At 71.1% G+C, this 20869-nt stretch carries 16 protein-coding genes; 6 read left to right on the top strand and 10 right to left on the bottom strand.

All coding sequences use genetic code 11. The features are described from left to right. Position 1 precedes the first annotated feature (1 nt). Together B7W94_RS18450 and B7W94_RS05130 are read right to left on the bottom strand one after the other, a co-directional pair. Positions 2 to 130: a hypothetical protein gene (locus tag B7W94_RS18450; protein ID WP_301178375.1), complete on the bottom strand. Its 129-nt coding sequence runs from the start codon at positions 128 to 130 to the stop codon at positions 2 to 4. Between the two features lie 46 nt (positions 131 to 176). After that, entirely contained in the window at positions 177 to 2066 is a 1890-nt protein-coding gene (locus B7W94_RS05130; protein ID WP_085605340.1) for a heavy metal translocating P-type ATPase, read from the bottom strand. A gap of 135 nt (positions 2067 to 2201) precedes the next feature. Here B7W94_RS05130 and B7W94_RS05125 point away from each other — a divergent pair, with 135 nt between their 5' ends. Next, entirely contained in the window at positions 2202 to 3134 is a 933-nt protein-coding gene (locus B7W94_RS05125; protein ID WP_085605068.1) for an endo-beta-N-acetylglucosaminidase H, read from the top strand. 1 nt (position 3135) lies between these two features. Here the strand turns inward: B7W94_RS05125 and B7W94_RS05120 are convergent, their stop codons facing one another. From B7W94_RS05120 to B7W94_RS05105, 4 genes are read right to left on the bottom strand one after another with little or no spacing between them, the layout of a single operon-like run. Then, on the bottom strand, positions 3136 to 6345 hold the full coding sequence (locus B7W94_RS05120; RefSeq protein ID WP_085605065.1) for a GH92 family glycosyl hydrolase: 3210 nt from the start codon (positions 6343 to 6345) through the stop codon (positions 3136 to 3138). Further along, complete coding sequence (locus B7W94_RS05115; protein WP_085605062.1) at positions 6342 to 7274, bottom strand: carbohydrate ABC transporter permease; 933 nt, start codon at positions 7272 to 7274, stop codon at positions 6342 to 6344. Before B7W94_RS05115 ends, B7W94_RS05120 begins: the two co-directional genes overlap by 4 nt. After that, on the bottom strand, positions 7271 to 8158 hold the full coding sequence (locus B7W94_RS05110) for a carbohydrate ABC transporter permease (RefSeq protein WP_025102636.1): 888 nt from the start codon (positions 8156 to 8158) through the stop codon (positions 7271 to 7273). The genes B7W94_RS05115 and B7W94_RS05110 overlap by 4 nt, the downstream gene beginning before the upstream one ends. Before the next feature lie 41 nt (positions 8159 to 8199). Then, positions 8200 to 9501, bottom strand: a complete 1302-nt coding sequence (locus B7W94_RS05105) for an ABC transporter substrate-binding protein (protein WP_085605060.1) — start codon at positions 9499 to 9501, stop codon at positions 8200 to 8202. A gap of 177 nt (positions 9502 to 9678) precedes the next feature. Between B7W94_RS05105 and B7W94_RS05100 the strand changes: the two genes are divergently transcribed. Beyond that, positions 9679 to 10977, top strand: a complete 1299-nt coding sequence (locus B7W94_RS05100; protein WP_085605057.1) for a glycoside hydrolase 5 family protein — start codon at positions 9679 to 9681, stop codon at positions 10975 to 10977. Positions 10978 to 11057: 80 nt separating this feature from the next. Here the strand turns inward: B7W94_RS05100 and B7W94_RS05095 are convergent, their stop codons facing one another. Beyond that, positions 11058 to 12083 (bottom strand): LacI family DNA-binding transcriptional regulator, encoded by a 1026-nt coding sequence (locus B7W94_RS05095; protein ID WP_025102633.1) that lies wholly within the window; start codon positions 12081 to 12083, stop codon positions 11058 to 11060. Between the two features lie 134 nt (positions 12084 to 12217). Here B7W94_RS05095 and B7W94_RS05090 point away from each other — a divergent pair, with 134 nt between their 5' ends. Beyond that, the gene (locus tag B7W94_RS05090) at positions 12218 to 15232 is read left to right on the top strand and encodes an alpha-mannosidase (protein ID WP_085605054.1); all 3015 of its coding nucleotides are present in this window, start codon (positions 12218 to 12220) and stop codon (positions 15230 to 15232) included. Positions 15233 to 15332: 100 nt separating this feature from the next. Here the strand turns inward: B7W94_RS05090 and B7W94_RS05085 are convergent, their stop codons facing one another. Then, positions 15333 to 15920 (bottom strand): hypothetical protein, encoded by a 588-nt coding sequence (locus B7W94_RS05085; protein ID WP_085605051.1) that lies wholly within the window; start codon positions 15918 to 15920, stop codon positions 15333 to 15335. Between the two features lie 121 nt (positions 15921 to 16041). Between B7W94_RS05085 and B7W94_RS05080 the strand changes: the two genes are divergently transcribed. Both B7W94_RS05080 and B7W94_RS05075 read left to right on the top strand, forming a co-directional pair. Next, positions 16042 to 17271 carry a glycosyltransferase gene (locus tag B7W94_RS05080; protein ID WP_062636139.1) on the top strand — a complete coding sequence of 410 codons (1230 nt, stop codon included), beginning with the start codon at positions 16042 to 16044 and terminating at the stop codon, positions 17269 to 17271. A 5-nt stretch (positions 17272 to 17276) separates the two neighbouring features. After that, entirely contained in the window at positions 17277 to 18503 is a 1227-nt protein-coding gene (locus B7W94_RS05075) for a glycosyltransferase (RefSeq protein ID WP_085605338.1), read from the top strand. A 4-nt stretch (positions 18504 to 18507) separates the two neighbouring features. On the opposite strand, the gene B7W94_RS05070 is transcribed toward B7W94_RS05075, so the two are convergent. Together B7W94_RS05070 and B7W94_RS18075 are read right to left on the bottom strand one after the other, a co-directional pair. After that, on the bottom strand, positions 18508 to 19092 hold the full coding sequence (locus tag B7W94_RS05070; protein ID WP_085605048.1) for a hypothetical protein: 585 nt from the start codon (positions 19090 to 19092) through the stop codon (positions 18508 to 18510). 38 nt (positions 19093 to 19130) lie between these two features. Then, positions 19131 to 19292 (bottom strand): hypothetical protein, encoded by a 162-nt coding sequence (locus B7W94_RS18075; RefSeq protein WP_172400069.1) that lies wholly within the window; start codon positions 19290 to 19292, stop codon positions 19131 to 19133. A gap of 86 nt (positions 19293 to 19378) precedes the next feature. Here B7W94_RS18075 and B7W94_RS05065 point away from each other — a divergent pair, with 86 nt between their 5' ends. Then, positions 19379 to 20347 carry a GlxA family transcriptional regulator gene (locus tag B7W94_RS05065; protein ID WP_062636112.1) on the top strand — a complete coding sequence of 323 codons (969 nt, stop codon included), beginning with the start codon at positions 19379 to 19381 and terminating at the stop codon, positions 20345 to 20347. The last annotated feature ends 522 nt before the right edge of the window (positions 20348 to 20869 follow it).

Here is a 20869-nt window from a genome sequence, read left to right as displayed (position 1 = left end):
GTCACTGCGAGCGCCAGAACCGCGTCGCGAGGTTCGTGAGCTCCCTGTCGAGATCGTCGACCTTCGTCTCGATGCGTCCGAGCCGGGCGTCGAGGCCGTCGATCCGTGCGGAGAGTCGATCAGTGTCCATACTTGCGGGTCGTCCACGGTCATGCCTCCAGTCTGAGTCCGGGGTCTCAGGCTGTCACGGTATTCCGCAGCGGCACGGCGGAGGGGCGGAGATCGCTCGGCGGGCCGCTCAGCGCGCGCAGGGCGTAGAGGATCGTCGCGAGGTCGACGAGCTCCTGCACCAGCGCGCCGACGACCGCGGGGATGACGCCGGTCATCGCGACGACCATCAGCCCCACGCTCAGCCCGATCCCGATCCAGATCGCGGTGAGGGCGACGCGGAGGGTGTGTCGTCCGATCGCGACGGCGTCGACGACCTTGGCGAGCGAATCCACGAGGATGACGACGTCGGCGGCGTCCCCGGCGGCCGTCGCTCCCTTCGCACCCATCGCGATGCCGATGTCGGCCGCTGCCAGCACCGGGGCGTCGTTCACACCGTCGCCGACCATCAGCACGGGCCGTGGTTGCATCTCGGCGGCCAGACGCACCTTCTCGGGCGGCAGGAGTTCGGCGTGGATCTCGTCGATCCCGACCTGCCGTCCGATCGACGCCGCGGTGGTCTCCACATCCCCGGTCAGCATCGCGAGCCGGTCGACCTCGTGCGTCCGCAGCCACGAGATCACGGCCGGCGCCTCCGGGCGGGCGGCATCGGCGAGGACCAGGACCCCCGCGAACCGTCCGTCCACGGCGACATAGGCGGCAGCCTGTCCCGGCGCGAGCTCCGCCCGTACGGTGTCCGGGGCGAGGGACGCCACATACGCCGGCTTGCCGACGACCACCGCGCGGCCGCCGATCGTCGCGGACACCCCGTTCGTCGCGGTCTCGCTCGCCTCCGTCGCCCCGTGCAGCGCCAGGCCTCGGGCGGCGGCGGCGCGACGGATGCCGTCGGCGAGCACGTGCGAGGAGTACTGCTCGGCCGAGGCGGCGAGTCGCAGGATCTCATCCGCATCGAAGCCCTGTGCCGGACGCACGTCGACGAGCTCCGGCCTCCCCTGGGTGAGCGTCCCGGTCTTGTCGAACGCCGCGGAGCGCACGCGCGCGATCTGCTCGATCACCGCACCGCTCTTCATGATGACGCCCGACTTCGCCGCCCGGGAGAGTCCGCCGAGGAAGGCGACGGGAGCGGCGATCAGCAGCGGACAGGGCGTCGCCAGCACGAGGACTTCGGCGAACCGCGTGGCGTCGCCGGAGAGCGTCCAGGCCGTCCCCGCGAGCACGAGCGCGACGGCGGTGAACGGGATCGCGAACCGGTCGGCGAGGCGCACGATGGGCGCGTGGGAGGACTCGGCCTGGGCGACCAGGGCGACGATCTGCTGGTACTGGCTGTCGGCGCCGGTGCGGAGGGCACGGAGGCGGATGGCCCGGCTGCCGTTGATCGCTCCAGACAGCACCTCGTCGCCCGCGCCGCGCGTCACGGGCAGGCTCTCGCCCGTGAGCGAGGATTCGTCGAACGACGCGCTGTCCGTGAGCAGTTCACCGTCCACGGGGATGATCTCCGCCGGGCGGACGAGAAGCACGTCGCCCACGGCCACATCGTCGACCGGCACCTCCCTCGCCGCGTCCGAGTCCGCATCCTCGGGGTGTGTCAGCACATGAGCGCTGCGCGGTGAGCGGTCGAGCAGTGCGGAGAGGTCGCGCTTCGCTCGGCGGCCCGCGAAGTCCTCCAGAGCCTCGCCCCCGGAGAGCATGAGGACGATGATGAGCGCCGCGATGTACTCGCCCACCGCGAGTGTCGCCACCATGGCGACGACCGCGAGGATGTCGAGTCCGACGTGGCCGCGGAGCACGTCGCGGACCATGCCGATGAGCGTCCACACGACCACCGCAGCCACGAAGATCGTCGCGACCCATCGGCCGATGGTCTCTTCGCCTGCGGCGTGGAGCGCCCCGACCACGGCGAAGACCAGGACCGTGAGCGTGATGACCGGATACCGCCAGAGGAGTCGGAGGGCGCGCATGCGTCCAGCATCGTCGGAATCGGTGCGCACCGCCAGCATCCCCTTCCGACACCTGTGCTTAAGCGATATAGTCGGCCGCGAGTCGCGACGTCGCGACCCGATCTCGACAACGACGCCGAAGGAGAAGATCCCGTCATGAGTTCCTCACCCGCACGATCGTCCCGCCTGAGAAGAGGTATCGCGGCAGCAGCGGCGTTCGCCGCCGCCGGAGCCGCCGCCCTCGCCGCCTCGACCGCGGCGGTCGCCGATGCCGCCGCTGCCGACCCGAAGCTCGCCGTCTACGTCGAGGTCAACTCGAACGATTTAGCGAACGTCGCGGACTACACGCTCGCCGAGTCGGGCCGCCCAGCGGTCGATCTGGCCATGATCTTCGCCGCGAACATCAACTACGACGGGGAGCAGGCGGTCCTCCACCTCAACGACCGGGTCACTGAGACGCTGCAGGATGCGCAGAACCAGATCCGCCCTTTGCAGGCCCAGGGCACCAAGGTGCTGCTGTCGGTGCTCGGAAACCACCAGGGGGCCGGCTTCGCGAACTTCACGTCGTATGCGGATGCCGACGCTTTCGCCGCGCAGCTCGCCGACACCGTGACCGCCTACGGCCTCGACGGCATCGACTTCGACGACGAGTGGAGCAACTACGGGGCGAACGGCACCCCGCAGCCGAACCCGCAGTCCTTCGGCTGGCTGGCCTCTGCGTTGCGCGACCGGCTCGGGCCGGACAAGCTCATCACCCTGTATGCGATCGGCCCGTCCTACACGACCACGGACTTCGGCCTCTTCGACGCCGGCAGCGTGCTCGATCACGCCTGGAACCCGTACTACCCGACCTACGACGCTCCCGCCGTGCCGGGCCTGGACGACCGTGGCCGGCTCGGCGCCGCGGCCATCGACCTCGCGAACACGAGTGCCACGACGGCCGCCGACTTCGCTCAGCGCACGGTGGCTGACGGGTACGGCGTCTATGTCGCGTACAACCTCACCGCGACGAACCAGTCGGCCTACCTCTCCGGCATCACCGAGGCGCTGAAGGGCGAGGCGACCGTCTACCGCGCAGCGGCGCGGTGAGTCAGTCCAGATCGAAGAGCTCGATCTGACGGAGCGTGACCTCGGCCTCCGCGCGGATGCGGACGGCCGAGGTCACGACCCGCGTCTCCAGAGCGAACGGCGTCGTGCGATCGGGCGCCAGGTCTTCGAGGTGCGTCGTGGTGAGCGGGTGCCAGCGACCGTCGGCCCCCTCCACCTCCCCGCGCAGCACACCGGCCGCGACGGGCTCGCGGCTCGTGAGGGTGATGTCGGTGAGGCCGCGGGGTGAGGGGAATCGCCAGCCCACCCACGAGCCTTCCGACAGCCGGACGCCCTCGTCACCCCGCGGGTCGCCGTCGTCGAACAGGCGCCGCGCCTCGCGGACATCCGCGGAGGCGACGGCCTCTCCCTCTCCGCCCGTGAGGTCGCGGTGCCACGGCTCCGCGTCGAGCGCGTCCTCCCCGCTCTCCAGCGCGCGCGCCGGGTCCGTGCCGAACACGAGCTCGAGCACCGCATCTCCCTGGAGTGCGTCGATCGGGAGGTCGGCGGTGGGCAGCGGGCGTCCGTCCAGGCGTGCCTCCTCCACCACGTGGGCTTCGGGGGAGCTCCGTCGCGAGCGGATGCGCAGCGACGAGCCGTCTCCGCGCGCGACCCGGATGTCGTCCGAGAGCGGCGACCCGATGCGCAGAGACCCCGCCGCGAGCTCCAGGGGATACAGGCCGAGCGCGGCCCAGAGCCACCAGGCGCTCATCTCCCCGTTGTCCTCGTCGCCGGGGAATCCCTGGCCGATGTGCGCACCGGCGAAGAGACGGCGCGCGAGGCCCTGCACGAGGCCCGCGCTGTGCCACGGCCGGTCGCTGAAGGCGTACATGACGGGGATGTGGTGGGCCGGCTGATTCGACAGGGCGCACATGCCCGACCGCTGAGCGCGGGCTTCGCGCTGCTCGTGGATGACCGTGCCGTACGCGCCGCCGAAGCGTTCGTCGGCGGTCTCCGGCGCCGCGAAGAGGGCGTCGAGGTGTCGGCCGAGTCCGGTCCGCCCGCCGTGCAGCGCCGCGAGTCCCGGCCCGTCGTGCACCGTGCCGACCGACATGCCCCACGCGTTCGTCTCGACGTTGTCCCCACCCCAGACCCGAGGATCGAAATCCGGCGCGAACGAGCCGTCCGCCGCGCGACCGCGGAAGAATCCGGACGCCGGGTCGAAGAGCACGCGCGCCGCGCGGGAGCGATTCGCGAAGTACCGCGCGAAGGCCCGATAGCGCGCGGCCTGGTCCGCCGCGGCCGCCGATGCCGCGAGTCGGGCGGCGAACCGGCCGAGGGCGGCGTCGCTCACGGCGTTCTCGATGCTCCAGCTCATCCCCTCCGGCACGTCGGACGGGATGAAGCCGAGGAAGCGCCCGCGGCCGATGCCCTTGCGACCCCGTCGCGGGTCGGGTCCCGGCTCGCACGCGTGGCGCCACCCGCTCTCGAATGCCGTCTCCCGGTCGAAGGGCACGTCCCAACGCGCGGCGTCGGCGAAGATCTGGTCGCTCGAGGTGCCGACCATGCTGTCGACGTACCCGGGGGCGCTCCAGCGGGCCATCCAGCCGCCGCGGCGATACTGGGTGAGCTGCCCGTCCAGCAGGCGTCCGGCCAGCGCGGGGTCGAGGAGCGCGAGCGCGGGCCACTCGGTGCGGTACGTGTCCCAGTAGCCGTTGTTGACGACGAGTTCGCCCTCCGCGACCGGCGCTCCCGTGGTGGTCTCTCCGAAGGCGGTCCGGGGCGCGAACACGTCGGCGAACCGCCATTCCGGCGTGTCCGCGGTGCCCGCGTTCTCCGCCGCCGTGTTCGGATACAGGTGCATCCGGTGGAGTGCGGCGGCGATCCGGGCGCGCTGCTCCTCGTCGGCCAGGCCGCGGAACGGACGCTCGGCATCGGGGAGCGGGGGAATCGTCACGCGCCCGAGCAGGCGGTTCCACGCAGCGGCGGCACGGGCGCGGAGCTCGTCGAAGGGAACGGTGGGAGGGGCCTCGAGGGCGAGGCTGTGCCGAGCCTGCGCGACGGAGAGGAACGAGACCCCGACCCGCACCTCGACGGCGCCCCCGGCGCGGACGAAGCCCGCGACCCGGGCGCGTCCGTCGTCGTCCAGGGCGCCGCAAGCGACGTCCGAGGCGCTGTGCACGGTGCCGGCGAAGTAGCAGCGCGGCGCGTTCCCCCAGTCCTCGGACCCCTCGGGGATCCAGCCCTCGAAGCCGGCGTCGGTGAAGGTGAGTCGGCCGTCGTCCGTGAGCTGATCGATCACGAACCCCACCGCGGCGTGCGGGTCGTCGCACCGCACGCGGAACGCGGCGGCATGCGAGTTCGCGGTCATCTCGACCTGCAGCCCGTCGCCGAGGTCCGCGGCGTACTCGTGCGGTCGGGCCCGCTCGCTCTCGGGGACGATCCAGCGACGCCGGGCGGCCCTGTCCGACGTCGGCGTGCCCCGGAACGGCATGAGCTGGAGCACCGAGCGGTCGCCGATCCACGGGCTGGGCTGGTGCGAGAACTGCAGGGCTTCGAGACGCCGCCCCGGGGGATCGTCATGCACGAACGGGCGATAGGGCCAGCGCGGATCCGCCGCGTCGGTCGCGGGCGTGACGAAGGTGAAGCCGTGCGGCACGGCGACCGCCGGGATCGTGTTCCCGCGGGAGAAGCGGGGGCCGGAGTGGGAGCCGCGCCGGGTGTCGACCCGCTCGACGGGCGGGAGATCGCCGGGGCCAGGGCGCTCCTCGACGCGGACCTGGACGAAGCCGCTGACCTCGGCGGGCACATCCGGCGCGGTCGCGAGATCGGCGGTACCGAAGACGAGCTCGACCGTGCCCGTGCCCCTCCCGACGGCGAGGGGCGCGAGGGCGACGCTGTCGGCGTTCCACTGCTCGGGCATGCTCCACCGGGCGGCGAACTGCCCCTCGGCCGTGAGCGGGAAGTCGTAGCGGTCGCGGACGGCGGCGATGTCGCTCAGCCGGCTGCCGTCGGCGCTCCGCACGTCGACGGCGACCGCGAGCGCGGCCCAGGGGGCGAGGGTCGCGGCGGGGCCGTCGGCGTAGAACGCCCAGTGCAGCACGGTGTCCGGGGTGAGGGCGATGCCGTCGAGGCCGGGGACATCGATCCGCTGCGCGCCGTGGGAGGGGTCGAACGTGTACGCGAAGACGACTCCGGGGAGCACTCCGGCGTGCGGGCGCGACGACGGAGGATCCGCGGGACCGGAGGCCGGGCGGAGCTGCGGCGCGTTCACCCCTTCAACGCACCCTCCTGCACGCCCTTGAAGAAGAAGCGCTGCGTGAACGAGAACATGATGACGATGGGCACGAGCGCGATCATGGTGCCGGCGGCGATGAGTCGCGGATCGACCGAGAAGCTGCTGTTGAGGTAGGCCATGCCGACGGTCAGGGTGTACTTCGCCGGGTCGGAGAGCACGATGAGCGGCCAGAGGTAGTCGTCCCACGCGCCGATGAAGGCGAAGATCGCCACGACCGAGACCATGCCGCGGATGTTCGGCCACACGATGTGCCGGATGCGCTGCCACGTGGTCGCACCGTCGACGGTGGCCGCGTCCAGCACGTCCTTCGGGATCATGCGGCACGCGGTGGCGACGAGCAGCACGTTCATGGCGCTGATCGCTCCGGGCAGGAACACGCCCCACAGGGTGTCGGCGAGCCCGAGCGCGCGGATGGTGAGGAAGTTGCTGGTGACCGTGACCTCGCCGGGGAACAGCAGCGTGGACAGCAGGATGCCCATGACGATCCACTTCCCGCGGAAGCGCATGCAGCCCAGGGCGTAGCCGGCGAACGTGGCCAGGATCACGTTGCTGAGCACGGTGCCGAGCGAGACGAGCAGCGAGTGCCAGGCGTAGAGGTAGACGGGGACGATGTCGGCTACCCTCGTGTAGTTCTGCAGCGTCGGATCGCGGGGGATGAGCTCGGGCGGGAAGGAGTAGATGTTCTCCTGCGGTCCCTTGAACGAGGTGGAGAGCTGCCAGACGAAGGGGCCGATGACGAGGAACAGGACGAACAGCAGCAGCGCGTACCGGCCGATGAGTCCGCCGAGCGTGGGCTTGCTGAAGTCGCCGGAGCCGCGGCGGCGGAAGATGCGCTCGCGGCCGGGCCGCGGTGCCTCCTCCGCGGGCGGAGTGCTCTCCACCGGGGGCGTCGTCAGAGTCGTCATGCGGAGACCTTCGCCTTCTTCTCGCGGTTCATGAACGCGATCGCCGCGAGCGGCACGAGCGTGAGGAGGAACAGCGCCACGCTGATCGCGGACGCGTAGCCGATGTTGCCGTTCAGGCCCGAGCCCACCTGCCGGATGAGCATCACGAGCGACATGTCGTAGCCGCCCGGGCCGCCCGTGCTCTTGGAGAGCACGTCGAGCTCGGCGAACACGCGCATGGCGGACACCGCGATGAGGACGGCGATGAGGAGCATCGCCCCGCGCACCGACGGGATCGTGACGGAGAGGAAGCGGCGGAAGGAGCTCGCCCCGTCGAGCATCGCGGCCTCGTGCAGCTCCTTGCCCACGTTCCCCAGGGCGGCGAGGTACACCACCATGTAGTACCCGAGTCCCTTCCACACGGTCAGCAGGATCGCGCAGCCGAGCAGCAGCCAGCGGTCGACGAGGAAGGCCATCGGCTGGTCGATGAGGCCGAGGAACTCCAGGGTCTGGTTGATGATGCCGCGGCTGTCGAACAGCCAGGTCCAGATGAGGGCGACCACGACGACCGAGGCGATGACGGGGAAGTAGAACGTGGTGCGGAAGAACGAGATGCCGGGGAGCTTCTTCTGCACGAGGAGGGCGAGGAGCAGCGGGAGGATCGTGAGCAGCGGCACGCACACGACCACGTAGATGAGGCAGGTGGTCAGCGCGTTCCAGAACATCTCGTCGCCGAACATGCGCTCGTAGTTCGCGCCGCCGACGAACTCCGGGGTCCGCAGGGGGCGGGCGTCCGTGAAGCTGAGCACGACGGTGTTCAGGAACGGCCAGAGCGCGAACACCAGCACCCAGATCACGGCGGGGGCGAGGAGCAGCCACGGGGTGAACCACTTGTGGGATCTCATCGTCGACCTCCGCTGCCGGGTGCCGGTGTCCGCGCGCATGCTCACTGGTCCACGCGGTTCGCGTTGGCGTACTCGACGATCTTGTCGAGCTGCGTCTTGGCGTCGGCCTCGCCGTTCACGGCCAGGGCGATCTGCTGGGTCATGTAGGTGGCCATGTCCGAGGTCCACTGGAACGGCAGCGCCTTGGCGTCCTTCATCGCGCCGAACACGGTGTCGATCGCGGCGAGCTGCTTCTCGTCCGTGACGGAGGAGGCGATGTTCTCGACCACCTGGTCGCCGCCGTCGGCCGTGCCGGGGGCGGTGCCGACCGCGAGGGAGGAGAACGCGACCTGGTTCTCCTCGTCCGTCGCGAACTCGGCGAACGCGAGTGCGGCTTCCTTGTTGTCGGAGTCGGCGGAGACGTTGAGGCCCTGCACGTAGAGCGGGGCGACACCGAGGCGCGGGGTGGCGACGGTGTTCTCCAGCAGTGCCGGGGCGTCCTTCTGCAGATCGGTCGTGAAGCCGGTGCCGCCGGTCGTGAAGGCGACCTTCTCCTGGATGTACGCCTCCGCGTTCCCGCCGTAGTCGCCGGTCAGTGCCTCGGCGGGCATCGCGCCCGCCGCGTAGGCGTCGGCGTACTGCTCGATGATCGCGGCGGCCTCATCGGTGTTGAAGTCGAACTCGCCCTCGTCGTTGATGACCTCCATGCCGGCGGCGGTGAAGGTGTCGAGCGCCGGGATCGAGGAGAGGAGCTGGACCTTGCCGCCGGACTCCGTGGCGACGTCCTTCGCGAGCGTGAGCAGTTCGTCGACCGTCGTCGGGAGGTTCTCCTCGGTGACGCCGTACGGGGCGAGCTGGGCGAGGTTCCACCAGGACGCGTCGCTGGAGAGGTACCAGGGCAGGCCATAGGTGCCCTCGACGCCGGGGTACTGGCTGTACGCGTCCCAGGCGCCGGCGTTGTACGTCCCCTTCAGGTCCGGATCCGCGGTGTCGAGGTCGACGAGCTTCCCCGCCGCGACGAGGGGGTAGGCGATGTCCGGCGGCAGGTTGAGCACGTCGGGCAGCGTGTCGGCGTTCGCCTGGCTCAGGATCTTCTCCTGGTAGCCGTCGCCGGGCTGGTCGAGCCACTCGACGGTCACGTCCGGGTGCTCCTCCTCGAACGCGGCGATGAGGTCTTCGAAGTACGGGGTGAACTTCTCGTTCTTCAGCGACCAGGTCTGGAACTGGATGGTTCCGCTGAGCTCGCCGGAGGTGTCGATGGGGCCGGCACCATCCGAGGCGGCGCCGCCTCCGGTGCAGCTCACGAGCGCCAGGGCGCCGATCGTGAAGGTTGCCAGAGCGACAATGCGTGCGGGAACTTTCATCGTGCTTCTTCCTCGAGGCGGGCGAATCGGCGCGGTCCGACGGAGGGACTACAGCGCTTTAGCAGATGAAACCATCGGATCCGGTCGGTGTCAAGACATCCCTATCGAGGCTGATGCTCAAGCGTTATAGTGGTGCGACATGTCCTCGCGGGAGGGCACGGTCCGAAAGGTGCACACATGACGCAGCGCGGCGCTCTCGACGCCCCACTCCGCTTCGGGGCGAACTACACGCCGTCGACGGACTGGATGCACTCCTGGCTCGACTTCACCCCGGACGACGTGCGCCGCGACTTCGCGGCCCTCGCCGCGCTCGGCCTCGACCACGTGCGTGTGTTCCCGCTCTGGACCGTCCTGCAGCCGAACCGCACCCTGATCCGGGCGAAGGCGATCGACGACGTGCGCGCCATGGTCGACATCGCCGCCGAGTTCGGGCTGGACGCGAGCGTCGATGTCATCCAGGGGCATCTGTCGAGCTTCGACTTCGTCCCGTCCTGGCTGTACACCTGGCACGACCGGAACATGTTCACCGATCCGAGCGCCCTGGACGGCCAGGCGCAGCTCGTGGAGCGGCTGGCCGGCGCGCTGCGGGACGCCCCGAACTTCCTCGGGCTCACGCTCGGCAACGAGACGAACCAGTTCTCCGCGCACACCCACCCCTCGCCGTGGCCGGTCACGACGGATGAGGCCGGCGGGTGGATCGAGGCCCTGCTCGCCGCAGCGGACCGCGGTGCTCCCGGGCTGCCGCACGTGCACAGCGAGTACGACGCGGTCTGGTACATGGACGATCACGGGTTCACGCCGGCGCATGCCTCCCGGCTCGGCGCGATGACGACCATCCACTCCTGGATCTTCAACGGCACGGCGCAGCGCTACGGCGGGCGCTCCGTCGCGGCGGACCGTCATGCCGAGTACCTCATCGAGCTCTCCCGCGCGTTCGCGACGGATCCCGCCCGGCCCATCTGGCTGCAGGAGGTGGGTGCCCCCTCGAACTGTCTCGACGAGAGCGAGATGCCCGGATTCCTCGAGGCCACCGTGCGCTCGGCTCTCCGCACCGAGAACCTCTGGGGTGTGACCTGGTGGTGCTCGCACGACGTGAGCCGGGAGCTCGCCGACTTCCCGGAGCTGGAGTACTCCCTCGGGCTGATCGACCAGGAGGGTGCGGCGAAGCCCCTCGGTCGCCGGTTCGCGGAGCTCATCCCCGAGCTGCGCACCCGCACCGTGGCTCCGGACCGCCCCACGGCGATCGTCGTGGACGTCGACGAGCAGGAGGTGCCGGTGAGCCGGGCGGCGCTGAGCCCCGGCGGTGCGGTCTTCCAGGCCTGGGTCGACGCCTGCGCCGCGGGTGAGGACCCCGCCCTGGTGACCTCCCGCACCGCACAGGACCCCGCGGCGCTGGAGGCACGCGGCATCCGCCGTCTCATCCACCCCGCCCCGTCCGCCGTGACGCGCTACGCCTCCGTCAACACCGTCGTCTGAGTCGCCGAGACCCCGGGTTGTCGTCGAGGCCCCGGGGTGCGTGCGTCGAGAGCCGGGGGTGTCGGCGGGGAGGCGGGGTCTCAGCGGGGTGGTGGCGCGGTGCTCTCGCGAGCGGTGAGCACCGGGGTCGGGCCCTGGACGCTCGGCAGCGTGGTGCCGGCCTCGATCTGCTGCAGCAGGAGCGTGGCCGCCTGCTCGCCGAGCTCGAACGTGTCGCGGGTCATCGCGGTGATCGACGGATTGATGAGTCCTGCGATGACGGAGTCGTCGAACGACGCGAGGGAGACGTCGCGGGGAACCGCCCGGCCCATCTCCTGCGCCACGCGGAGGCCGGCGACGGCCATCACGTCGTTGTCGTAGACGATCGCGGTCGGGCGCTGCCGGCCGGAGAGCAGCGCGCGCGTCACGGCGGAGGCGCGGGCGGGGGAGAAGTCCGTCGTGATGACCTCGCCGGCGATGCCGTCCGCCGCCATCCGCTCCAGCACCTCGGCGCGCAGGCGGGTGTGCTCCAGTTCGGCCGGACCGGCGACGTAGGCGATGCGCGTGTGACCGAGGGCGGCGAGGTAGGAGAACAGGGTCTCCGCGACGGTGTCGTCGCCGATCCACACGCTGGGCACCGCGCCGTCCGGGGAGGGCTTCGAGCCGATCATGACGGCGCGGGCGTCCAGGGCCGTGATGCGCGCGCCGCGCGGGTCGTCGTCGCGCGGGTCGATGAGGATGATGCCGTCGACCTGATTCGACGAGCGCCACTGCCGATGCACCTCCATCTCCTCGTCGATGTCGGCGACGAGGCGGAGCTGCAACCCGACCTTGCTCTCGGAGAGCCGGGACTCGATGCCGGCGATGAGGTCGGTGAAGAAGGCCTCGGAGCCGAGGGAGCGCGCCGGGCGGGCGAGGGCGAATCCGACCGCGTTGGCCCGGGCGCCGACGAGGGCGCGGGCGGCGGAACTCGGCTGCCAGTGGTGCTCCTCGATGATCGAGAGGATGCGCTGCCGCGTCTCCTCGCTCACGCCGGGGCGACCGTTGAGGGCGAACGAGACGGCGCCGGGGGAGACGCCGGCCATGCGCGCGATATCCGCGATGGTCACGCGTTTCCCCGGGGTCATAGGCATCACCCTACTTGATCGGTTTAGCCTCTCGAAAGCAGCGGAGAACGTGCCGTAGACTCCCGTGCTAGATCGTTTTAGTAGCGACGCGCATCGAACCCCATCCCTCACCGTCGAGCCCGGAGAACCCCATCATGCATGACGACACCTCGCTCACCGTCGGCCGCGTCAAGCGGGTCCTCGACGAGCGCATCCGCCCCGCGATCCACTCGGCCGCGGTTCCCCTCACGGTCGAGGCGCATCAGCTCCCCGGAGAGCCCATCGCCCCGGCGGACGGCCTGGCGCTCTCGTTCGCCCCGGCCGCGGTCGGCGAGCTGTGGGGCCCGGCCTGGGGGACCACGTGGTTCAAGCTCACCGGTCGGGTGCCCGCGGAGTGGGCCGGGCGCCGGGTCGAGGCGCTGATCGACCTGGGCTTCGACGTGAACATGACGGGGTTCCAGTGCGAGGCCCTCGCCTACCGGCCGGACGGCACGCCGATCAAGAGCATCAACCCGCGGAACCAGTGGGTGCCGATCGTGGAGACGGCGGCGGGCGATGAGCCCGTCGAGCTCTACCTGGAGGGCGCGTCCAACCCTGTGCTCCTCGACTACCACCCCTTCCTGCCGACCCAGGAGGGCGACATCCTCACCTCCTCGAAGGAGCCGCTGTACCGGCTGCGGCGCCTCGACCTCGCGGTGTTCGAGCCCGAGGTGTTCGACCTGTCGCTCGACCTCGAGGTGCTGTTCGAGCTGCAGGCGGAGCTCCCTGCCACGTCGCCGCGCCGCATGCGCATCCTGCAGGCCCTGGACGACGCGCTCGACGTGCTGGACCTGCAGCACATCGTGGAGACCGCCGGCGACGCGCGGGCACGGCTCGCGGACGTGCTCGCCGCTCCGGCCGAGGCGAGTGCGCACCGGATCTCGGCCGTCGGCCACGCGCACATCGACTCCGCCTGGCTGTGGCCGGTGCGCGAGACGATCCGCAAGGTCGCGCGCACCACCTCGTCCATGACCACGCTCATCGAGGAGCAGCCCGACTTCCAGTACGGCATGTCGAGCGCGCAGCAGTACGCCTGGATCAAGGAGCACCGTCCCGAGGTGTGGGAGCGGGTCAAGGCCGCCGTCGCCGCCGGACGCTTCCTGCCCCTCGGCGGCATGTGGGTGGAGTCCGACACCGTGATGCCGACGGGGGAGTCGCTCGTGCGGCAGTTCTCGCACGGGCAGCGGTTCTTCGAGCGGGAGTTCGGCCTCCGGTCGAAGGGCGTGTGGCTGCCGGACAGCTTCGGCTACTCGCCGGCCCTGCCGCAGATCATGCGCCGTGCCGGGTTCGAGTGGTTCTTCACGCAGAAGATCTCCTGGAACCAGCAGAACGTCTTCCCGCACCACTCCTTCCTCTGGGAGGGCATCGACGGCTCGCAGGTATTCACGCACTTCCCGTCGATGGACACCTACAACTCGCAGCTGAGCGGCATGGAGGTCGCGAAGGCCTCGCGGCAGTTCAAGGAGAACCGCCTCAGCTCACGGTCGATCGCCCCGGTCGGCTGGGGTGACGGCGGCGGCGGCACGACGCGCGAGATGACGGGCAAGGCCGAGCGGCTGCGCGACCTCGAGGGCAGCGCGCAGGTGGTGTGGGAGCACCCGGACGTGTTCTTCGACGCCGCCAAGGCCGAGCTGCCGAACCCCGCCGTGTGGGTCGGCGAGCTCTACCTCGAACTGCACCGCGGCACGCTCACGAGCCAGCACGCCACGAAGGCGCTGCACCGGTGGGCCGAGCACGCGCTGGTGGAGGCCGAGCTGTGGGCGGCGACCGACGCCGTGCGCACCGGCGCCGCGTACCCGCAGGCCGAGCTCGACCGGCTCTGGCAGGCCGTGCTGCTGCACGAGTTCCACGACATCCTGCCCGGCACCTCGATCGCGTGGGTGCACCGGGAGGCCGTCGCCGTGCTGTCCGACGTGCTGTCGGATGCGCGCGACATCGCCGACGCCGCGCGCCGGTCGCTCGCCGGGGAGGGCGACCGCGAGCTGCGGTTCGAGCCGACCTCGGTGGGTCGGGGGCGCGCACTGGGCGCCTCGTGGGTCCCTGAACCCGTCGAAGGGCCGGTCTCGCTCGTCGAGGACGCTTCGGCAGGCTCAGCGACCCACCCGGGATGGCGCCTGGAGAACGAACTCGTGTCCGTGCTGGTCTCGGCCGAGGGGCTGATCGTCTCGGCCGTCGACAAGGCCACAGGGCGGGAGACGGTCGCGCCCGGCAAGGCCGTGAACCTGTTCCAGCTGCACCAGGACTTCCCGAACATGTGGGACGCGTGGGACATCGACCGCTACTACCGCAACAGCGTCGACGACCTCACCGCGGTCTCGTCCATCGAGGCATCACTCGTGAACGGTGTCGCGCAGATCGTCGTCGTGCGTCCGTTCTCCGAGTCGACCATCACGCAGACGATCCTTCTCGCGCCCGGCTCGCGCACGGTGCTGCTGCGCAACGAGGTCGACTGGCACGAGACCGAGAAGCTGCTCAAGCTCGCCTTCCCGCTCGACATCCAGGCGTCGCACACTGAAGCCGAGACGCAGTTCGGCTACCAGGCGCGCGTCACCCACACGAACACGAGCTGGGAGGCGGCGAAGTTCGAGACCTCGATGCACCGCTTCGTGCTGGTGCGCGAGCAGGACTTCGGTGCGGCCCTCGTGAACGACTCGATCTACGGGTACGACACGACGCGCGAGGTCGGCGAGGACGGGGTCACCACGACCGTGCGGCTCTCCCTGCTGCGGGCGCCGCGGTTCCCCGACCCGGATACGGACCACGGGCTCCATGAGATCGAGGTCGGCTTCGTGATCGGTGCCGACGCCGCGATCGCGACCGCCGAGGGCATCCGCCTCAACAGCATGCCCACGGTGATCCGCGGGGCGCGCGAGGTCGAGCCGCTGGTGGAGGTGTCGGGCGAGGGGATCGTCGTCTCGGCCGTGAAGCTCGCCGACGACGGCTCCGGCGATGTCATCGTGCGTGTGTACGAGGCGCTCGGGCGCCGGGCGGTCGGCGAGCTCTCCGTCGGCTTCGAGCACCGCGAGGTGCGCGAGGTGAGCCTCATCGAGGACGAGATCGAGGCGCCCCGTCTCGGCGGCGGGCTCCAGCTCCGCCCCTTCGAGGTGCGCACGCTCCGCATCGCGCGCTGAGCCCCCGGCCTCCTCGCGCCGGGCTCTCCGCGCCGGATCAGAAACGCGCCTCCCCGCCCTTCGGGAGGCGCGTTTCTCATCCCGCCGGGCGGGATCGCTCTCAGGCGGGCGGGAGGCGGAGGACGTCGGGCGACCTACCGCCGGTGAGGTCGTCGGCGATACGGAGGCTGCGGGCCAGCTCGTCGAGCGCGCCGATGAGCGTGCCGAAGCGTTCGCGGTCGCTGCAGACGGCGGTCAGGGTCACCAGATGTGTACCGGTGTCCCAGGTGTAGGTCGCGAAAGGTGGCGCCGAAGGTGAGGGCGGGGTCGGGACCACGAGCTTCTCGCCGACGCCGAGCCGGGTCGGGAAAGAGGTCGTGTCGTCGTACTCCATCGGCATCGACGCGCGGGCGATCCGGATGTCGGGGGTCAGCGCCTGCACGGTCGCCATCGCCACGACGAGGTCGGGCTCCGCCTTCCACGTCCACGCGAGGACCCGGCCGTCGGCCTTCTTCATGAGCATCGGCGCGGCCTGGCTCATCGCCCAGGCTCCGAACCGCGAACCGGGGCGCTCCGTCGCGCCGACCGCGGCGTTCACCTGACCGAGCAGCATCCGGATCGCGGCCTTGCGGTGCCGGCGTCCCCTCCACCCGAGCGAGTCCGTCACGGGGATCCACAGCTGGGGGTCGGCGTCGGCGTGCAGTCGCATGGCTTCACGGTATCGGCCGAGGCTGAAGGATGCCGGTATGGCTCGGCGTCGGGGACAGGGCCCTCGGGTAGAGTTGCCACCGCCCGACCAGGGCTTCTCCTTGGCCGCCACCCCGTTAGGCATCTCTGTGACCTCCTCCGACGATCCGATCGATGCGTCGCGCGACGCCACCGCCGTACAGCCCCGTCCGTTGAAGATCCTCCTCGGGTGCGACACGTTCGCCCCCGACATCAACGGCGCCGCCCGGTTCGCCGAGCGTCTCGCCGCCGGACTCGTGCAGCGCGGGCACGAGGTGCACGTCGTCGCCCCCAACCAGGCCTACCGTCGCACCGCGCCCCGCACCGAGGTCATCGAGGGGGAGCCGATGACGCTCCACCGCCTGCCCTCCGTGCGCTGGGCCCCGCACGACTGGCTGCGCTTCGTGTGGCCGTGGCGCTCCAAGCACTACGCCCGGAAGGTGCTCGACGCCGTGCAGCCCGACGTCGTGCACATCCAGTCCCACATCGTGATCGGGCGTGGACTCGCGCGCATCGCGAAGCAGCGCGGCATCCCGGTCATCGCGACGAACCACGTCATGGCCGAGAACATCCTCGACCACACGACCATGCCGAAGTTCGTCGACGACCTGGTGCTCAAGTTCGCCTGGGCCGACGCGAAGCGCACCTTCGACCTGACGCGGGCGATCACCACGCCCACGCGTCGGGCCGCCGACTTCCTGGAGAAGACGGTCGAGGTGCGCGGCGTCATCCCGGTGAGCTGCGGCATCGACCGCTCCCAGTACACCCCGGTCATCGCCCCGCGCGAGGAGAACCGGCTCGTGTTCGTGGGCCGGCTGACGGCGGAGAAGCAGGTCGAGGTCATCCTCAAGGCCATGACGAAGCTCGACCCGGCACTGAACACGACGTTCGACATCGTCGGAGGCGGAGACCAGCGCAAGCAGCTCGAGCACCTGACGGCGCAGCTCGGGCTGTCGGACCGGGTCACCTTCCACGGCCGGACCACCGACGAGGAGCTGCGGGCGCTGCTGTCCCGCGCGAGCCTCTTCGTCATCGCGTCGATCGCCGAGCTGCAGTCCATCGCGACGATGGAGGCCATGGCATCGGCACTGCCGATCGTCGCCGCAGATGCCGTCGCCCTGCCGCACCTCGTGCACGACGGCGAGAACGGGCACCTCTTCACGCCGGGAGACGTCGACGACCTCGCCGCGAAGCTCACCGCCGTGCTGACGGCCTCCCCCGGCGAGTACGAGCGGATGCAGAAGGCGTCCCTCGACGGCGTGGCCATCCACGACATCAACCGCACGCTCGACACCTTCGAGGCGCTGTACCGCGACGAGCCGCTGCCCGAGTGACGCGGATGCACGTCGTCTTCTTCGCCGATCAGCACCTCGACTCCCTCGGCGGGGCGCAGGTGTCGATGCGGCTGCAGCGGACGTTCCTGGAGCGCGCCGGGCACACCGTGACGGTCGTCGCGCCCCGTATGCACGCACGGCGTGACGACGCCGCACCGTCGGAGGGGAACGTCGACCTCCCGTCGCTGCCGATCACCCTCGACCGGGAGTACGCGATGACCTGGCCGGGGCGGGCGACCGACCGGGTCCTCGACCGGGCGATGGCGCACCGTCCGCCCGTCGATCTCGTGCATGTGCAGGCCGATTTCTGGGGCGCCTTCATTGGGCACCGCTTCGCCGCCCGCCACGGGATCCCGGTCGTGCACACGATGCACAACCGCGTCGACGTGGGGCTGGCCGCGGTCACCCCGTTGCACCGCCCCGTGCTCGCCGTGCTCAACCTGTGGCGCCGCACCGCCCTCCGCGGCATCGGTGTGCCGGTCGGTGGCAGCGACGGGTGGTCGTACCTCCGAGGTCTCGCGGCGGCCGCCGCCGCCGTCACGGCCCCGTCCGGGCACTTCGCGCGACGCCTGGAGCAGAACGGCGTGGCGCGGACGGTCGATGTCGTGTGGAACGGCATCGACGATGACGTCCGTGCGCAGACCCTCGCAGCGGCACCCGCCGAACGGACGCCGGGGCGCCCGCGCTTCGTCTGGCTCGGACGGATGAGTCCGGAGAAGCGCCTGCTCCCGTTCCTCCAGGCCTGGGTCGACGCAGGCATCGACGCCGAGCTCGAGGTGATCGGCGGCGGCGGACAGCGCGCGGCGGCCGAACGCATCGTCGCGGGGCGTGCGGACGTACGGTTCGCCGGCCGGCTCTCGTATGCGCAGACGCTCGAGCGGATCACCGCCGCCGATGCGCTCGTGCAGACGTCCATCGGGTTCGAGACCCAGGGCATGACGCCGTTCGAGGCGGCGACCCTCGGCACGCCCTCCGTCGTGTGCGACCCCGACATCGCCGCGGAGCTCCAGGGCGGGCTCTGGGCGGTGCCGACGACGGACCCGGCCGCCCGCGGGCGAACCGTCGAGGCGCAACGGATCGAGGCCCTCGCCGCGACGCTGCGGCAGGCGGCCGCGGACATCGCGGACGGGACCGCGCCCCAGCCGGTGCCCGCCGTGGCGGACGCCTTCCGGCAGTCGTCGCGGACGGCCGCCATGATCGAGGTCTACGAGCGGGTGCTCCCGCGATCCTGAGCGGTCAGAGGAACCCGTAGAAGTTCGACGAGAGCCAGCTCAGCACCATCGTCAGCAGGCCGGCTCCGGAGATGCCGACGGCGATCCCGGCGAGCAGCCGCGGCCCGGGTCGGCGTGCCGCGATGAGGCCGAGCACGAGCGCCGCCCCGTAGCCGAGGAAGGTGAGGATGCCCGACGCCCCCTCGATCAGGCCGATCATGCTGTAGGTCCGGTCCGACATGTAGACGAAGGGCCGCGCCAGGATCAGGAACAGATCGATCACCAGGGTCACGAGCGCGACGGTGAACGCGGCGCGGCCGAGGCCGTCGCCGGATGCGCGCGGGGCCGGGGTGCCGTAGGGCGGGATGCCGGCGAATCCGGGGACGAATCCGGGTGCGGTCGGTGACGGCTGCGGGCTCGCCGTGGGGAAGGCCTGCGGGGGCGCGGTCGGGAACACGTGGCCGCCGCCGGGAGCGGGTGCGTACGGTGCCCCCGGGGCGGGGGCCTGGGCGCCGGGGTACTGCGGCTCCGCCGGGAGCGACGGAGGGGGCGGGGCGGCCGGGTCGCCGGCGCCGTCGCGCGAGGGGGCGGGCTGCTGCGGGTCGCTCATGCCCCCGAGCGTAGCCCTCCTCGCGGACGGTCGGGAGGTCAGCGATAGACGTGTCCGGGGTCGGCCTGCGACAGGGCGTCCTGTCCGGCGACGCGGCTCCAGTCGGTGGCGGTGCGACGGTAGCCGTCCCGACGCAGTTCGACGAACGTGGCGACGAGCGCCCAGATGGCGAGGGCGAGGAGGAGGATGAGGACTAGCATGGCAGAAAAGCTACGCTCGGTGTGATGCTGCCACGAGTGGCGGATCGGGCACTGTGCGTAGGAAAACTGCCATTCCGGGAGATGTGATGAAGACCGTCGCGTGCGTGGTGCAGGACGGCTTCGCGCCGTTCGAGTTCGGGGTCGCCTGCGAGGCGTTCGGCCTCGACCGGTCGGCCGACGGGGTGCCGAACTTCGACTTCCGCATCGTCGCCCCGCGGCCCGGGGTCGTGCGCTCCAAGATCGGCTTCTCCATCAATGTGGAGCACGATCTGTCCTTCGCCGCGGAGGCCGACCTCGTCGTGTTCTGCCCGGTGCCGCGCGAGGTCTGGGGTGACATCGACCCGCTCCTCGTCGACCTGGCCCGCGAGGCCGTGGCGCGCGGAGCGTGGGTCATGAGCGTCTGCAGCGGCTCGTTCATCCTCGCCGCGGCCGGGGTCCTGGACGGACGGCGGGCGACGACGCACTGGATGTACGCCCACACGATGGCCGACATGTACCCCGCCGTCGACATCGATCCGGACGTGCTCTTCGTCCAGGACGGCCGCATCATCACGAGTGCGGGCACCGCTGCCGGCATCGACGCCTGCCTGCACCTGCTGCGACAGGAGCTCGGGGCGGAGATCACCAACCGGATCGCGCGTCGGATGGTGGTGCCGCCGCAACGGGACGGGGGTCAGGCGCAGTTCATCGATCGCCCCATCCCGGTTGCGCCCACGGATTCGCTCGCCGTGGTGGCCGACTGGGCGATGGAGAACCTCCGCGAAGACCTGACGGTCGACCAGCTCGCGGCCCGGGCGCTGATGTCGCCGCGGACCTTCGCGCGCCGCTTCAAGGCCGAGTACGGGGCGACCCCTGCCGCGTGGCTCGGCCGGCAGCGGATCATCCAGGCCCAGCGTCTCCTCGAGCGCACCGACCTCCCGCTCGAACACATCGCGACGGACTGCGGCTTCGGTTCCGCGGCCGTCCTCCGGCAGAACTTCGCCCGCGTGCTGGGTGTGACTCCCACCGCCTACCGCGCCCGCTTCTCCTGCGCCGACGCCCTCCCCGCCGCCTGACCCCGCCCTTCCCTCGGCGGTGCGGGATCAATTTCGTGCCCCGTTTCCACGCATCCGGCCCACTTCCCGTCCCGCCACGGTCCCGCTGCCGTCCCCCGCAGTCGTGCGGGATCGAAAACGTGCGCGAGCGCCCCGCGTCCGGGGCGTTTTCCGTCCCGCTCCCCCCGTCGGCCTCGCGACCGTCCCCCGCTGTCGTGCGGGATCAGGAACGCGCGGCACCGAGCCCCACCCGGAGCGTTTGCCGTCCCGCATCAGGCCGAACGGTCCCGCGACAGGCCCCGGCATTCTGGTCCAGCCCCGCCCGGCGGGCATCGCCCCCCAAGCTCCGCAGCGGATCTCGTCGAACCGAGGGCGGGGTCGCCCGCATCGGAACGGGATCAGAAAGGTCCCGTGGGATGGGCGGCCGGGTGCGTTTTCGATCCCGGGCGGGAAGCGGCGGGGCGGGCGGGATCGGAAAGGGGCCGCGGACGGAGGGCGGGGGTGCTGTTTTGATCCCGCGGCGCGAGAGGGGGCGGGCGGAGG

The sequence above is a fragment of the Microbacterium sp. LEMMJ01 genome, assembly GCF_002114135.1.
GTDB lineage: Bacteria > Actinomycetota > Actinomycetes > Actinomycetales > Microbacteriaceae > Microbacterium.
This window is presented reverse-complemented; position numbering and strand designations above follow the sequence as displayed.